General features: G+C 33.9%; 13 protein-coding genes and 2 pseudogenes. 7 read left to right on the forward strand and 8 right to left on the reverse strand.

The window, feature by feature from the left end; genetic code table 11:
- The coding region (locus tag ACG59Z_RS18445) for a YqiA/YcfP family alpha/beta fold hydrolase (RefSeq protein WP_400200670.1) at positions 1-789 on the forward strand (789 nt) is incomplete at its 5' end.
- 180 nt (positions 790-969) lie between these two features.
- Here ACG59Z_RS18445 and ACG59Z_RS18450 read toward each other — a convergent pair.
- Entirely contained in the window at positions 970-2,397 is a 1,428-nt protein-coding gene (locus ACG59Z_RS18450; RefSeq protein WP_400200671.1) for a Na+/H+ antiporter NhaC family protein, read from the reverse strand.
- Between the two features lie 115 nt (positions 2,398-2,512).
- Here ACG59Z_RS18450 and ACG59Z_RS18455 point away from each other — a divergent pair, with 115 nt between their 5' ends.
- From ACG59Z_RS18455 to ACG59Z_RS18465, 3 genes are all read left to right on the forward strand, one after another.
- The gene (locus ACG59Z_RS18455) at positions 2,513-3,391 is read left to right on the forward strand and encodes a LysR family transcriptional regulator (protein ID WP_400200672.1); all 879 of its coding nucleotides are present in this window, start codon (positions 2,513-2,515) and stop codon (positions 3,389-3,391) included.
- Between the two features lie 80 nt (positions 3,392-3,471).
- Entirely contained in the window at positions 3,472-4,713 is a 1,242-nt protein-coding gene (locus tag ACG59Z_RS18460) for a D-amino acid dehydrogenase (RefSeq protein WP_400200673.1), read from the forward strand.
- Between the two features lies 1 nt (position 4,714).
- Complete coding sequence (locus tag ACG59Z_RS18465) at positions 4,715-5,074, forward strand: RidA family protein (protein WP_212511760.1); 360 nt, start codon at positions 4,715-4,717, stop codon at positions 5,072-5,074.
- A 342-nt stretch (positions 5,075-5,416) separates the two neighbouring features.
- On the opposite strand, the gene ACG59Z_RS18470 is transcribed toward ACG59Z_RS18465, so the two are convergent.
- Entirely contained in the window at positions 5,417-6,028 is a 612-nt protein-coding gene (locus tag ACG59Z_RS18470; RefSeq protein WP_400200674.1) for a hypothetical protein, read from the reverse strand.
- Positions 6,029-6,312: 284 nt separating this feature from the next.
- Between ACG59Z_RS18470 and ACG59Z_RS18475 the strand changes: the two genes are divergently transcribed.
- Complete coding sequence (locus ACG59Z_RS18475) at positions 6,313-7,596, forward strand: tyrosine-type recombinase/integrase (protein WP_400200675.1); 1,284 nt, start codon at positions 6,313-6,315, stop codon at positions 7,594-7,596.
- A gap of 154 nt (positions 7,597-7,750) precedes the next feature.
- On the opposite strand, the gene ACG59Z_RS18480 is transcribed toward ACG59Z_RS18475, so the two are convergent.
- From ACG59Z_RS18480 to ACG59Z_RS18490, 3 genes are read right to left on the reverse strand one after another with little or no spacing between them, the layout of a single operon-like run.
- Complete coding sequence (locus ACG59Z_RS18480; RefSeq protein ID WP_400200680.1) at positions 7,751-8,881, reverse strand: beta family protein; 1,131 nt, start codon at positions 8,879-8,881, stop codon at positions 7,751-7,753.
- A gap of 2 nt (positions 8,882-8,883) precedes the next feature.
- A complete protein-coding gene (locus ACG59Z_RS18485; protein WP_400200676.1) occupies positions 8,884-10,107 on the reverse strand; it encodes an ImmA/IrrE family metallo-endopeptidase in 1,224 nt (407 codons plus the stop codon).
- On the reverse strand, positions 10,097-10,369 hold the full coding sequence (locus tag ACG59Z_RS18490) for a type II toxin-antitoxin system HigB family toxin (RefSeq protein WP_098729305.1): 273 nt from the start codon (positions 10,367-10,369) through the stop codon (positions 10,097-10,099). The genes ACG59Z_RS18485 and ACG59Z_RS18490 overlap by 11 nt, the downstream gene beginning before the upstream one ends.
- Positions 10,370-10,687: 318 nt before the next feature.
- On the opposite strand from ACG59Z_RS18490, the gene ACG59Z_RS18495 reads away from it, so the two are divergent.
- Entirely contained in the window at positions 10,688-11,188 is a 501-nt protein-coding gene (locus ACG59Z_RS18495; protein WP_400200677.1) for a GNAT family N-acetyltransferase, read from the forward strand.
- Between the two features lie 335 nt (positions 11,189-11,523).
- On the opposite strand, the gene ACG59Z_RS18500 is transcribed toward ACG59Z_RS18495, so the two are convergent.
- Positions 11,524-14,133 (reverse strand): DEAD/DEAH box helicase family protein, encoded by a 2,610-nt coding sequence (locus ACG59Z_RS18500; protein ID WP_400200678.1) that lies wholly within the window; start codon positions 14,131-14,133, stop codon positions 11,524-11,526.
- Between the two features lie 169 nt (positions 14,134-14,302).
- Positions 14,303-14,602 carry a hypothetical protein gene (locus tag ACG59Z_RS18505; RefSeq protein WP_400200679.1) on the reverse strand — a complete coding sequence of 100 codons (300 nt, stop codon included), beginning with the start codon at positions 14,600-14,602 and terminating at the stop codon, positions 14,303-14,305.
- 302 nt (positions 14,603-14,904) lie between these two features.
- Between ACG59Z_RS18505 and ACG59Z_RS18510 the strand changes: the two are divergent.
- Positions 14,905-15,111 (forward strand): annotated as a pseudogene (locus ACG59Z_RS18510) (LuxR family transcriptional regulator); the annotation flags it as partial.
- A gap of 9 nt (positions 15,112-15,120) precedes the next feature.
- Here the strand turns inward: ACG59Z_RS18510 and ACG59Z_RS18515 are convergent.
- A pseudogene (locus ACG59Z_RS18515) lies at positions 15,121-15,225 on the reverse strand (AsnC family transcriptional regulator); the annotation flags it as partial.
- Positions 15,226-15,281 lie beyond the last annotated feature (56 nt).

Genomic DNA, 15,281 nt, shown 5'->3' on the forward strand with positions numbered 1-15,281 from the left:
ATTGTAGATAGATATTTTTCTAATCCTATTTCTAAAGTAACGAATTTTCCTATACATGAGCTAAAAAATAATGCAACTACTGAAAATTCTTTCTTCTTTCTACATGACTTTGGTACTTATAAATTAGAAGCTAAATTCAATTATTGTGATAGTTTTCCACAGAAAATCGCTTTACTGATCCATGGCGGCAACTCTGATTTGAGTTCTTTAAGTCCTTTGGAAAATCTACTTAGAAGTAAAAATATTGGAACGCTTTCATTCAATTTAAGTGGTTTAAATAATACAAGTGAAACGAAATCATCTTTATCTCAGAACATAAATGAAAGTATGTTTTTTTACAGCCTTCTAAAAAAGGTGGATATTGTTATTGGATATAGTTTAGGCGGTTATATTGCAATCAATTTAGCGAAAAAATTTCAAATTGATCGATTGATTTTGTTATGTCCAGCGATATATTCAGATCAAGCAGTCAAAAAAATATATGGAAATGAATTTAAGAATGAAATTTCCAAACCTTATAGCTTTTATTCATCATCAATTTGGCGTTTTTTAATGGAATATAAAAGAGAAATCACAATAGTTTATGGGGAGTTGGATGGTATAAAAACAGATAATGGAAAGTCGAAAGGGTTTTATGAAATTAATGGTATTACAAAGTACTCTCCTATTCCCTATGAAATAGTTCAAACCTTAAAAAAAATTTCTATACGAAAAGCTAACTTTAATTTCATAATTGAGAAAGGTAAAGATCATTACCTCTTAAAAAATATCAGAAATTATAATATTTAAAAATTGATTAGATTGGACTGTAAAGGGTTCTCTTCTTATTAAAAGCGAATAGATTAAATTTTGAACTCCTACTCTCTTAGATGAAGTTGTTATTGTCGTAAAAATAAAGCCTCTTAAAATTTCTAGTTTAAGAGGCTTTTGAAATTTATTTAAATAAGAAATAGCTTTAATTTGTAGGAGCTAATTCAAAATTTGAAACAATACCGCAAAGAGTAAAATATTTGCGATCACTATGGCCCAACCACCATATAGCATGTATTTAAGTTGACTTGAACGTGCTAAGCCCATTTGACCAAACATATCAGAAGATGGAAAAGGACCAAACCAGTCTACTTGGGAACTTGATAATAGAACTGCTGTAACCGCTACAGGTGGAACACCATTTGCCAGTAAAATTGGTCCAAAAATTTTATTGGTAAAAGTCATTTGTGCAACAGCTGCCCCTGGAATATGCCCCACAATATTAAATAAGAAAATACCAAAACACAGCATAGCAGGACTTAAGTCGACCAAATATGGTGTCGCATGATCTAACAGTGTTTGATAAGCATTGAGTTTTTCAACAAGAACTAAAATTGGATTGTATAACCAGTAAAGAATAAACATCCATACTAATTTACCGCATCCCTCATAGAGTGCTTCCAAAATTTGTTTAGGACTAAACCCCGCAACCAACCCAGTTAATGTGGCAACAGTAAGCATCACAATAATTGCAAAGCTAAAGCCTGCTTTAAAAATAATTCCAAGAATTGCCATCACGATAATTGTGCCAATAAATACAATCGCTGCACGTTTACTTCTTTTTAATTCAGAGGCACTTTCTATTTTTTCAGAAGGTTCTAAGAAATTTTCATTATAGGTATATTTTCCAAAAGTCCACTTTTGGATATAGCCAGACATGAACCAACCTGTAAGAAGTGTGACAACACTCATAGGGATGGCACAAGTACTCAAATATTGCGGATAGGTCAAGCCACCCAATTCTAAAATAGTCACTGTACTTGGTGTAAAAGGTCCTATAAAGAGACCGACAGAACCTGCAGTCATCAAAAGTAATGCAACGGTGGGCGGTGTTAAACCAACTGCTGCAGCAATGGGAATAATGACAGCAACAATAATGGCATTACCACCTGCCATAGTCCCCAATGAACCACAAATAACAACTGATGAAATCATGATGCCAAGTTTGACTCGAGGAATACTTGAAAGCCCAACTTTATGGACAATAAATTTGACCAATTCTTTCGCTGCACCTGTTCGGTTGGCAACTTCACCAACCCCGGCTCCCAACATAATAATAAGACCTACAGTCGCAATAAATGAGCCCGTAGACTTTGCAAGAATTCCACCTAATTCAAATACACTGGTAGATGTCATTATCACGCTGATAATAATTGCAATAATAACAGCAAGGACAATATCGAGACCGATAACAGTTAAGAGTGCCAAGGCAAAAATGGGCAATAACCCAATTAAACCGACCTCCTCTACTGGTAGGCCTTTTGCGTAGAATGCTAAAGCAAAGCTAAGAATAATAATGGTGATAAGGGCAATATTTTTAGGTGTCCTTATATTAGGTATTGTTATAGAAGATTGCTCAACTGACATATGTATCACTCCTTGATCATTGGGCATTGAATTTCATCCCAATTTACAAGGGTTCATTGACATTAAATAATGAATTCTAATAGATTACCTATAACTATTAGTTATGTGCTCATTTATGAATCTTCGACACCTAGAGATATTCTATTTAGTCATGCTTTTTGGTTCACTCACAGAGGCAGCATCATCGTTATGCATTTCACAGCCTGCCGCAAGTAAATTGCTCAAACATGCAGAGCAACGGCTTGGGTTTGCTCTATTTAAACGGGTCAAAGGAAAATTACAGCCCACCAAAGAAGCCTATACTTTGTATGATGAAATTAAGCCAATTTATGAAAAAATAAATGAATTAAATAAGTTGACGGATAATTTAGCAAGAAATACTCAAGGGCAAATCACACTCGGATGTTTACCCAGTTTAGGTTTAAGCCTCATTCCCAAATTAACTGCAAAATTTCTAAAAAAATACCCTGATGTTTTTGTCAATATTGGTACCGATCATACTCAAGCACTAGAGCAAAAATTATTAAGACGTGAAATTGATATTGCGGTGACGTTCCAGCCCCATACTCAACATGGCATTATTGCCACACCTGTTCTGGAAATTCCTCTGGTTTACATTGACTCTAAGCCTATTGATTCAAAGCAAGATATTCATTCAATTGATGAAAACAGGTGGATTCAACCCTACTCAGATTCCCTCATGCAAGTGGTAAAAAAGTATAGAACGTTTAATAAAAGTATTGTGAATGTACAAACCTACTATATGGCGAGTGAACTGGTACGCGAAGGTTTAGGCTGTAGCATTACCGATATTTATACTGCTGCTCACTCTTTACCAAATCATATGATTCACCCAGTAAAACCAAGTTTGTATACCACAATTTATATTTTAAAAAATGCAAATGTAAGTACGACCAAAGCGACTGAAGATTTTATTGAATTAATAAAAAGAGAAATTGCCTCGATGACACCATCGATTAACCAAAAGTTATGAGTACTATGTAAAAACTCATTTGTTTAACCCTTTTTCTTCTTCTTTAATACAAATGTGTGTTGCAAATATAGCATGGAAGAATGAAAAAACATGTCGTTGTCATTGGTGGTGGAGTCATTGGTTTAAGTACAGCCTATGCACTTATTCAAGCAGGTCATAAAGTTACAATAGTGGAAGCGAATGACAAGATTGGCTGCCAGACAAGTTTTGCAAATGGTGGTCAACTCAGTTATCGCTATGTTGCACCTTTAGCAGATGCGGGCGTGCCGTTTCAGGCGCTGCAATGGTTAGGAAAAGCTCATTCGCCTTTAAACTTTAAATTGAATTTTTCACCTTTTCAATGGTCTTGGTTATTCCAATTCCTCATGGCATGTAATCGTAAAGACAATATTGTGAACGGCAATCATATTTTACGGTTATCCCTATATAGTCAAAGTATTATGTCTAAATGGCGTGATGAAATTGATGATTTTGACTGGGTAAAATCAGGAAAAATGATCATTCATCGCAATGAAAAAGCATTTAAAAAAGCAGCATTAACGATAGATCCAACTGTACAAAAAGTGCTGTCACCAGAAGAAACCATTCAACTTGAACCTGCATTGAAAGGTATTGGATCTACATTAGTGGGTTCAATTTATACACCAGATGATGAAACAGCAGATTGCTACAAATTTTGTTTAGCTCTGTATAAAGCACTAGAAAAGAGTAGTAACTTCACATGCTTATATACACATGAAGTGACAGATTTTTTTGCGGAAAATAATAAAATTACTGCAATTGAAACAAATCAAGGACGTATAGAAGCAGATGAATTTGTCGTTGCTGCGGGCAATAGCAGTACTGCACTTTTTAATATGGTAGGTATTTCAGTCCCAGTTTATCCATTAAAAGGATATAGCCTGACTCTACCATTTCCAGAAAAAGCCAATGTTGTGCCCAATATGAGCGTAACCGATTATGCAAATAAAATTGTATATGCAAAATTGGGGAATCAACTTCGGATTGCCGCAATGGTCGATATTGGCTATCAAGATATCTACATTCGAAAAGAGCGAATAAATGCATTAAAAGATACGGTACGAAAAACATTTCCCGATTTATTGGGTGTAAATAATGCACAAGAATGGAGTGGTTTACGTCCATCCACCCCTACCGGCCTACCTATTTTGGGTCGTACGAAATATTTGAATTTATGGGCAAATATTGGCCAAGGTAGTTTAGGTTTCACATTGGCAGCTGGTTGTGCCATGGTCATTAGTCAATTAATTAGCCAAGCAACCTCGCCAATTATATTAGATGGTTTATCTCTGGAGAAATAAAATGAGTCATGATATTCAACGTATTGATACAAATGCACGTTTATCAGGTTGTGTCCTTCATAACGGTTTAGTGTATGTTTCGGGTCAAGTGCCAACAACTTTAGATGCTGATGCTAAGCAACAAACTTTAGAAGTTCTGGCAAAAATTGATGCTTTACTGGAACAAGCTGGTAGTGATAAAGGCCGTATTTTAACTGCACAAATTTGGATTAAAAATATTGCCGAAGATTTCGCAGTGTTCAATGAATGTTGGGAAGCATGGTTACCAGATGGAGCAGCACCAGCACGTGCGGCTATTCAAGCAGATTTGGCACGTCCGCAAGTATTAGTAGAAGTAATGGTTACGGCGAGTGTTAAATAATATTTTTCAAGTCAAGCTAGTAAATTTGCTAGCTTGATTAACTCACTGTCAAATATAACTACTCATCAACTTGATGTTGCACATCTTTATAGGTAACGCCGATCACCTCCTCCTTACTAAATACTTTACGAATTGATTTTAATCTAACCATTTAAGCTGAGATAAAATAAATTTTTCAAAAGGCATTTTAAAAATAAAAAACCCATTCCAAAAACTTAAAATGGGTCTAGTGAAAACTACTGAGCCTGAAATAGTAAAAAATTAGAGCCTAATAATATCTACTGTAGTGATCAATATATATTCAAATAATTTTTAGATAAAATTTACTAAAATTAAATTATATTAATTAACAAAATGTATTTCCTTTACTTCTTCATTTAAAATTTTTAATGCAGTTAGACAAATATCTAAATATTGCTCATCTTTAATATTTCTATGGTAAGAGTCATAAATTCTTATGAGCACACCATTCCATTTAAATTTTCCTACATAAGGTTTTGGTTGACAGGATGTATTATTATAAATTTTTCGCCCCCAATAATCTGTCGTACGATTATAATATTGAGGTGAATACATAAATACATTAAATGCATAATCCCTATCAAAATCATTTTCCCAGTCTTTTGCCAATAATTTATTAACATCTGTAGGCCATCTGATTTTAAATCCACTATCTCCTTGATACTCTCTTAGTATTAACCAAAACCGACCACTACGCTTTATTAAAAAATATTTACGAGAGTCAAATTTTGGTAGCCGTGCGAAGTCTTCTTGTGTATAAGAGTCAAACTCTTCAGCTAGCCTAATCCTTTCCCGTTCCATATTTGAATGAATAAGAGCATCTTGATCTTTCTCTGTTAAAGGAACACATTTATATACAAGCCATGCTATAAAAATAATTAAAAGCAAAATCCATATAAAACCTTTAGTTGGTGTGTAGTTTTTTATTTTCATTTTTCCACCTTTAATAAACTAAGAATTAATGCACCTACATTTTGATGTAGGTTATTTTTTTGGGGGGGGTTAAAAGCATAGATAAAAAAAAGCCCCTGATTTTAACAGGGGCTTTTCGAATTTGGCGGAAGCGGTGTCCGTCTAACATTTGTCTTATACAGTCTAATAAATCTTAAAATAATTATATATTTCATTAACTTAAAATAAAACCCATCTAATATAGTCTTGCACAATCTAGCTCTTTCCAATATTCTTTGAGGGGTAGGTTGTGGGGTAAAAGTTATATGCCAAAGAAATCCAAAGAGCTGTCAGCACTTAGTGTATCAAGAATTAAAGCGACTGGGCGACATTCTGTAGGGGGTGTTGATGGCCTATGTCTGAATGTAGAAGGTAATTCTCGTGTATGGATTTTACGTGCTGTTGTAGGCAAACGTTTAGATAAAGATGGGAAACTAAAACCTCATCGCCGCGATATTGGTCTTGGACCCTACCCTGAAGTTTCTTTAGCTGAAGCACGAGCAAAAGCGACTGAATTAAGATTGCAAATCCGAAACGGGATTGATCCTATCCAACATAAACAGGAACAACGCGAGGCTTTACTTCTCCAACAACATCGTGAAAAGACTTTCCGTGAATGCGCCAAGATTGTAATTGATAAGAAAACACTAGAGCTTAAAAATGAAAAACATATTGCACAGTGGTCATCTTCTTTAGAAACCTATATCTATCCTGTTATTGGTGATCGTGTGATTGGCTCTATTACTAAAACAGATATTGTTGCAGCACTTGAGCCTATCTGGATAGAAATACATGAAACAGCAAAACGGGTTCGTGGTCGAATAGAAACCATTTTCGATTATGCTAAAGCTATGGAATATTTTGTTGGAGATAATCCCGCTGTATGGAAAGGAAATTTAGAACCAATTCTTGGTAATTTAAAACAAGAATCACGTCCACATTCCTCTTTACCTTATGAACAGGTAGCTGAATTTATCCAGCACTTAAGACAGAAAAAAGGTATTTCTTCCAAAGCATTAGAATTTGCAATTTTAACTGCTTGTCGTTCAGGTGAAGTATTTGGCGCTTTATGGAAAGAAATCGATTTTAAAAATAAGATCTGGATTATTCCAAAGGAACGAATGAAAGCAGATAAAGAACATCGAGTTCCTTTATCACAAGTGGCTATTAGATTACTTGAAAAACTTTATCAAGAAGCCCACCCTCAACCAAATGACTTTATTTTCCCTACACCACGTAGTGGTGAGATGCTTTCTGATATGTCCTTGACTGCAATGATCAAGCGCATGCATGAGCAGAAGTTTAAAGAAGATGGTAATGGTTATATTGATCCTAAGCAAAATCGAGTGATCACGACACATGGTTTCCGTTCAACTTTCCGCGATTGGTCAGCAGACAAAACAGATTACCCTCGTGAAGTTTGTGAACATGTATTAGCACACAAACTACCAGATGAAGTGGAAGCTGCTTATTTACGTGGAGCTTATCTAGAAAAGCGTAAGGGATTAATGGAAGATTGGGCTAAATTTTGTTCTCAAAATATTGGCTAATCATAGATAGGACCAACTAAAATAAAGTAGCATTTATTATCAAACACTTAAAAACAATAATAAAATTTATGGTGTAAATTTAGTGTCAAAATTTAATTACTGAAAAATAATTTAAAAATCCAGTCTATTTGTGAAGACTGGATTTTTATTTAATCTATTTTTGATAAGCTAGCTCAAAAGATCCTATTTCCTCTAACACATGCCGAATATGGTGGTTTGTATCAATTGCAACCCACTGTGTAGAACTTCCTATAAACCCCTTAATACCATGCGCACACTCAAAAATTTTATTATCTCCCCAACTAAAACTTGGGGCTTCATAATAGATTGAATTAATTAGTCTCATTGCTAATTGCTTTCTATGTTTATGACTTCCACCATCTCTAGAAAATGGGTGGCCTCTTACGACATAGTAATTTTTATCTATAGTGTAGATAATTTTTCCATTTGTATGCTGATTAATAATCTGCTTTTCTGGAGCTGGATGTCTCGCTCCATGATCTGCAAACTTCAATTTAACATTAGGGAACATGTTTCTTAAAGTCTGCCATACAACCATTTCCTTTCGAAGTACTGGACCGTCCGTATCATGATCTTCAATGGCTTCCGCAACGCTTGAAGGATATGAAGCTCCACTGATAGAAATGTATTTAAAATCATATTCAGTCAATACCTCTAAAAAGTCTCTCGACTTGCTTAACATCTCTTCGATTGTTATACGATTGACACTTACATCACCAAAATCTAATAATATAGAACAATTATTTTCTGCTAATTTTAAATCAGAGATAATTGTCTCTAACTGTTCTTTAAAAAAATCAGGTTCATCAATATCATACATTGCCTCACCATCTAATCTTATACAAAAATAAGGGGCCTCTGGATAATTTAAATTTTTCATTGTTTGATGATAAAGACTACTCATTTGATCAAACCAACGGTCATAACCAATTACAGGAACTACCTTTACTCCTAATGCAAACAATTTGTTATAAGTATAAGTTAAGAAATGCTCACCATTCTCCAATAAAGCCTCAGACGGTTTCCAAAAATAACCATCCACTAAAGCAATATTCCCACTCCATAATTGCCCTATTTTCTCGCAACGGCCATTAACATAAGCAAGTCTTGATGCCCCTTCTTTATAGACATTAGGCATTTCAAATAAAGGGTGAAAAGTTGGATGTATTTGATATTCCAACTGCTCAGATCTAATAGGTTTTATCGCATCAAATTCACCTTGTTTCGCTTTCATAATTGGGACATATTCTGGAATTTTCATTATCTTTACTCCTCAACACTTAATAAATGAGAATTGGTTAATAATGCTTTGACTTGATATTGTCCAATCAAGTCTGAAAACAAGGTGTAATTCCCCAACTCTTTTCTAATACGCCCCGCAATGATTGCTGGATGAATCCTTAACTCTTTAGCCAACTTTTCAATAGATTCTTTACTTGGTGAGATAAATGCCTCAGTACGTCTTAAAACTCCTCTTGGTATAAATGCCTCTCTTGCCAATCGATTTGCCTCAGCCTCTCTCCGGTCCTCCATACTTGATGTATCTAAATCATCGAGGAATGCTTCTTTTTCATCAACATGTTTCCAAATATGTGCACACTCATGAAGTAACGTAAACCAAAAATTATCCAATCGGTCGTATCTTAAACTTAGCCCAATAATAGGTGTACCATCACTGTCCTTTAAAGCAGCCCCATCAAGATGCGTACCCTTAAGGTGTGGCTCAATAACTACGGCAACTCCATGTTTTTCTAGGTATTCAATTGCCAATATTGGCCCATGCTCGAACCAACTTAATTGAGCTAATTCTCTTAAAAAATTACTATTTATTAAATTAGGGTCATATTTTCCTAGACTGTCTTTCTTATCTCTAGCTTGGAGAATGACTCTAGCTAACCACGCATACAATGCATACATTGTGTTAGGTGTTTGAGCATCACCAGACAACTTACGCTTAAAAGAAGCTGAGCCGATTTGTAAACCTGATTGAGCAATATATTTTTGGATAATACTTTCAGTCGAGGCTGCTGTATCTGCAAGAAATGTTTTTAACCATCCTCTATTTTTCATCTCTTTAACAGGAAATTTAGACCAATCAATATTATTTTTATCTAATGTATTCTTTGAACTTGATAAACCAATTAATGTCTCTACCGACAGTCCTAACCCTATAGATAATGCTCGGATCATATCTACGGTTAAAGCTCTTTTTCGATTAAGAACTTCAGAAACTCTACTTGTAGTACCAAAATATGGAGCCAAATCAGCTTGTTTTAATCCTTTCTCATGCATCCTAAATAGAATTGCATCAATGGGATCAGGCGCCTCTATCGGATATTGTTTATTTTCATAATCTTCAATTAAAACCGATAATAATTCCAACCGATCACTTTCCGGACTTCCTATAACAGGATTTAGAATAATTAAAGAATGCACTTCGTCAAGATAAGCTTGATACTGCTCTCTTGTACGAATAACTTTAAATTCCATTGTTAGCACCTTTAATATTTACAGCTTTAATAATCGCTATTCCTTGAGAAAATGCGATTTGTAGACAAATAACCCATTTAGAGTTATGTATCGAAAATTCGAAACATTGATTTTCCAAAATGGATACTTTTGGAAACTGTTTCACAATATCTTCTGCACTCCGCCAATGAGCATCACGTATTTCAGAGATCCAACTTATGAGCCACTTTTTAGCAAACTCACATTCAATCACTGTTATTTTTTCAAGACCTAAAAGCTTCATTTAAAATATTCCCAATTTGGGAATAAATTACACAATTTTTCAAAACAATTCAATTCCCATTTTGGTAATTTTACAAACTAAGATTAGAATTAGTTATTACATACTGAAATGTTAAAGAGTAACTTACAACCATGTTAAATAGCTGAGAAAAAAGACGCTCTATGCTTCAATGTATGCAGACTTTTTAGATGGAAAAGTTAAAATGCCTGTGCGTGAGGATATAATTTAAATAAAAATATCTTATGTCAAAGATAGTAAAATTCCTATGAACCTTACCCTGCTTAGTTAATTATTAAAATTATAGCTTTTGGAGTAAAAATGAATACAGAATCATTCAAACAATTAGAAGAAACTGAGCTAATTGGACTTGAGGAACAAAATGAAATCTTGAGTTTACTCCAAACATTTGCCATAGAAAAAATCGGATATAAAAGAGTATATGTTTCATCTGCCGCATTGATTAGCAGAATGCCTCAAGCAAGCGTAACGATTACATTACGCAAAAGTTTACTTGATCTTTATCTAAGATTTGGGAAATATGCCTTTGCTGCTCATAAAGATAAAAAATATATTGTTATCGCTCGTATTGGGTTTAAGAAACAGAAAAATGGTTATGGAACGGCTTTAATCAAAGAACTCTGTAATTTTGGAGAGAAATTTGGATATGAATACTTAGAAATAGAATGTCCAAATCCTGATTGCCAAGCTTTTATGAAGAAATTGGGTTTTAGGGATAAGTTCTATCTTCCAATTGATCAGTTGAGAAAGTCTATTCAAGAATATGAGCTTTCGAAACAAACAAAAGTTTATCTAGTCTAAGCTCTTACTAATCGCATCATACACATTGTTATTTCTAACAACACTAAGTAGCTTGCTTATCATTAAAGATTAACCATCACTTGAAGCGACCTATAAATCCAGTTTTTGGGGTCTAGTGGTAAAAGAAAATTATAAGTTTTCATATCTCACTCAAAAATATGCCCTCTTTTTATATAGTTAACGAACTAATTGGCACTTTGATGGACTAAGCATCAATTTTTTTATAAATAATAAAATTCAAAAAATTATAAATAAAAATTAGTGTTATATATAAATTTAGTGTAAAAAACCCTAAATAAAATTAAGGTTTTTTAATAAAATTATGAATAGCTAGCTTATTCAGAAATACTTATTAAATGTTCTTTAGCTGGTCTTTTACACAACCATTCAAATAATCCAATCACATCTGCATTGATTTTTGATAATTCTTCAGCAGCGGTTGCTCTCCATTCTAGATCTCCAGGACCATTAAAACTTTTTCGCAACTCACGAATAACATTTAAAACTTTCTCGGACCAATCTAAAAACTCTACCTTCCCCCAGTAACTTACTCCCTCAAGATGAGGAATTGCACCTTTATTCATTTTTTTCACAGGCGTAACTAATACTGGTAAAATCTCACAATTTTTATATAACTGGTCATGATCTCTTAACCATCTTGGATGTGATGCTACTTGTCTTGCTTTTGTTGCACTTAAACTAGAGGACTCTTCTGCATCAACATGATCTTCAAAAATAATTACTAAATCACCTTTATACCACCATGGATCAGGTGAAGCTTCCGTCTCAATCTTATTAGCCTCTAGACCAAGATATTTACCTAGTTCTACCTGTGCCATTTCAAATGTTTCAGGTTTATTTAAACCTTGTCTTATTTCTGCCTCTTTTTCAGCAAATCTTGTACTTGAAATTAACCCTAAATTAACTAGATTACTTTCAATTTGTTCAATCTGTTGCATCACCAACAGATTTCTTCGATCTTCTTTGTCCTCACTGGCAATCACTTTCATTTCTCTAGCTAATGAAGTAAGCCAAGGTACGGCAATTGTTGCCTTTTTCGCTTGTATATAATGCTCACGAGCACTAATGTCAAAACCTGAATGCCCTTCAATATATGCTTGATCTGCGGAGGCGCCTGCAAAATAGTGCCATACTGCCCTATATCCTTTTAAATCAGGGTGTTTTAAAACACTTAGAACCTCTCTAGCCGCATCCCGAGCCTCAATAAAATCACTATTCCATAAGGCCTTTTGCCATTTAATCTCATATTTTACAGCTTGGGATAATTCTTCCATAGCAGGAAACTCTTCTTGTTTTGCTGCAGCCCTAGTATCCAAGATTGTCTGATTCGCCTCTTCCCATTCACTTTCATGTTCTAAAAAAATTTCAAAATTTTCCAAAATTCCATTAGAGTCAACGTCAGTTCCTGAAGATTGTAAAATACCAAATTCTAATTCAGCCTGAAGTTCTGGATGAAAATATTTTCTTTTTTTAAAATCTGTTAAATAACAACTTAATTCATCACCTGTTATTACTACAGCTGAATAATCATTTAATCCCCGTGTACAACGACCAATTGCCTGTAAAGCCCTCGTTTGAATTCGGTCATTATACAAAAGGCTTGCACCCATTTTATTTATAAAAAATTTTTCTTGTAAATTCGTAGATTGAGAAAGTCCATCAACAAATAATAACCTACAATCATCTTCTGGGAAGTCAATACCATCATATCTGTTTGCAATGACAGCAACAGCTTCACTACTCGAAACAAAATTAGATTTACTATTTTCAAGTTCAGCTGCGGTAAAGATTGGAAACCCTAAGTGATTATCCACATCATTTATGATTTCTTTAGCTGACTCATTATTAGAGGTTAATACAATACTTCTACCAGCTTGTTTCATTAATTTTCTTCTTAAATCAATTATCTCCTCATGATTAAGTGACTTTTCAGGAAAAATAAAAAAACGACGCCCAATACCTTGCTTATCCCAACCAGCTGGAACAGGCAATCTTTCAATATTTGTGCGTCCTGTTAACCTCTCTAAATCCCCCCCAAGGCCAAGAGTTGCAGACATATAGATTCTTTGCTTAGCATTTTCAAAAGCACTATGAACCCAAGTTGGTGGTATCAGTGGTTTAATCAAAATTTCATTAGAAGAAACATAAACCTGACAGGCATGTATATGATCTTGCAGCATCTGCCAAGAATATCTTTGACTATTTTCTGTAGTTAAATTGGCATTGATTACTGCCCTTAAATCATTAGATATACCTAACACTTTTTTAGTAGGAATTTTATCAACCCATGTAGCATCCTCTACCCCAGACCACGCGCCAACTAATCTTGCAAAGCTTTGCTCTGACAAAACAGCCTTTAAAACTCCACAAATAGCTTTATGTAAAAGATGGTCAGACTCCTCAGTACGGCTAACTTTAAAAGTCCATAATTTTTGCAAGTAATTTTCTGCTGCATGTGCATCATCAATAATAATTACATCGGCATCTTTGAAAAATGGATTAGTATTAAAAAGACTGTTATAAGTCGTTACAGCTATACAGTTACCATCTTGATATGCTGATCGTGCTTCTGGTAAATAATACTTTACTGAACCTGTAAAACCTTGCACAGATAAGCCATATTTATGATTGGCTTCTTCAACAACTTGATTGACTAGTTGACGTGTAGGACATAAGAATACTACTCGCTCTTTATACTTTCGACGTCTCCATTCTGCTAGTAATAAACCTACTAACGTTTTCCCACTACCTGTAGGCAATTGAATTGCAACATCCTTGTGATTCAATGCCTTTTCAGCGTAATTTCTTAAAACCTGCCCTTGGTGATCATATAAACTAGCATGTTTACGGCGAGGTAAATCAAGAAAAAGCATGTCAGGGCTTTCAGGTACAGTTGTAGCTAAACTTGGTTTTTTAAAGGCCATAATACTATCTTTTTATCAAGAATTTTAATTCAATTCACAATACTTTATTAAAAACTGTCATATTTTCAAGCATTATTATCAGTTATAGAGCGATATCCATTTTCTGATAAATAGTTTTTCTACCCTGCCCCGAACAAACAGTCCCTCAAAATAGGATACTAATATTCAATTAGATAAATTTTCCTAGAAGAATTCCAACAATAACGGCAGCCATCGCAACTAAAAACATTAGAATATAGATTCTATGTTTTACAACTATTTGTTTATCATTAATTTTTCGATTTAGTCGATGATTAAGCTCAACCAATCTCTTATTTTCATTTATTAATATCTGCATATCTGTTCGATCAGAAAGTTGTTTTAAATTGGCAGACAAGGCAATCACATCGTCACTTTTTGCCTTAAAGCCACTCTCAAGTTTAAAAATTTTAATTTTCTGTTGCTCTACGATGTCATTTCTAGAAAACAATTCATCAAACTACCCATTTCTTTTATCTAGCTCCACCCTGTTTTTGAATTTCATGCAATTCATACTCAACCAAATGTTCCTTATGCTTTTGCCCTTACATTGATTGAGCAAATTTAAATGTTTGTACTTCTAAGTCTAGGTTGCTTTGCGATCTGTTACTTTAAAACACATGTATAGAAAGAAATATGGACCTAATCAACGTCCTTGATTAAACTCTGGTTTGCTTCTACTCTATAAAAATATAGGCTTTCTTTGGAAGGTTTTATTTTGTTAGAAAAAACTTGAAAACAAAGACTTTAATTATTGCCTTTTTAATTTTGACAGGAAACTTCCTCGGATTTCTTCCTGATCATTATGCTTCTAAATGGGTACAAGAACAGAAAATGAAACCTATACTTAAATCAGAAATTTCTTATAAAACTAAAATTTGTTTGATAACTAAAAAGAGTAAAGCGAATAATATGATTCTTAATTACTTTTTAGAGAGAATCAATCTTAAAACTGAATGAATATATATTTCACCCTATTTCTGGGATATCTAGTGTAACTTTTACTCGATCAAGTACAACAGTAGTTTTAAACCACTCAACATTAGAATTATTGTGAAATAAGTCTTTTAGGATTAAAAATAGATTTCACTTTTCAATACACAAATTTGTCTAATCCATAACTTTTATAC

Origin of the sequence: Acinetobacter sp. ABJ_C1_1, from assembly GCF_044684115.1 — a bacterium.
Taxonomy (GTDB): Bacteria; Pseudomonadota; Gammaproteobacteria; order Pseudomonadales; family Moraxellaceae; genus Acinetobacter; species Acinetobacter nosocomialis_A.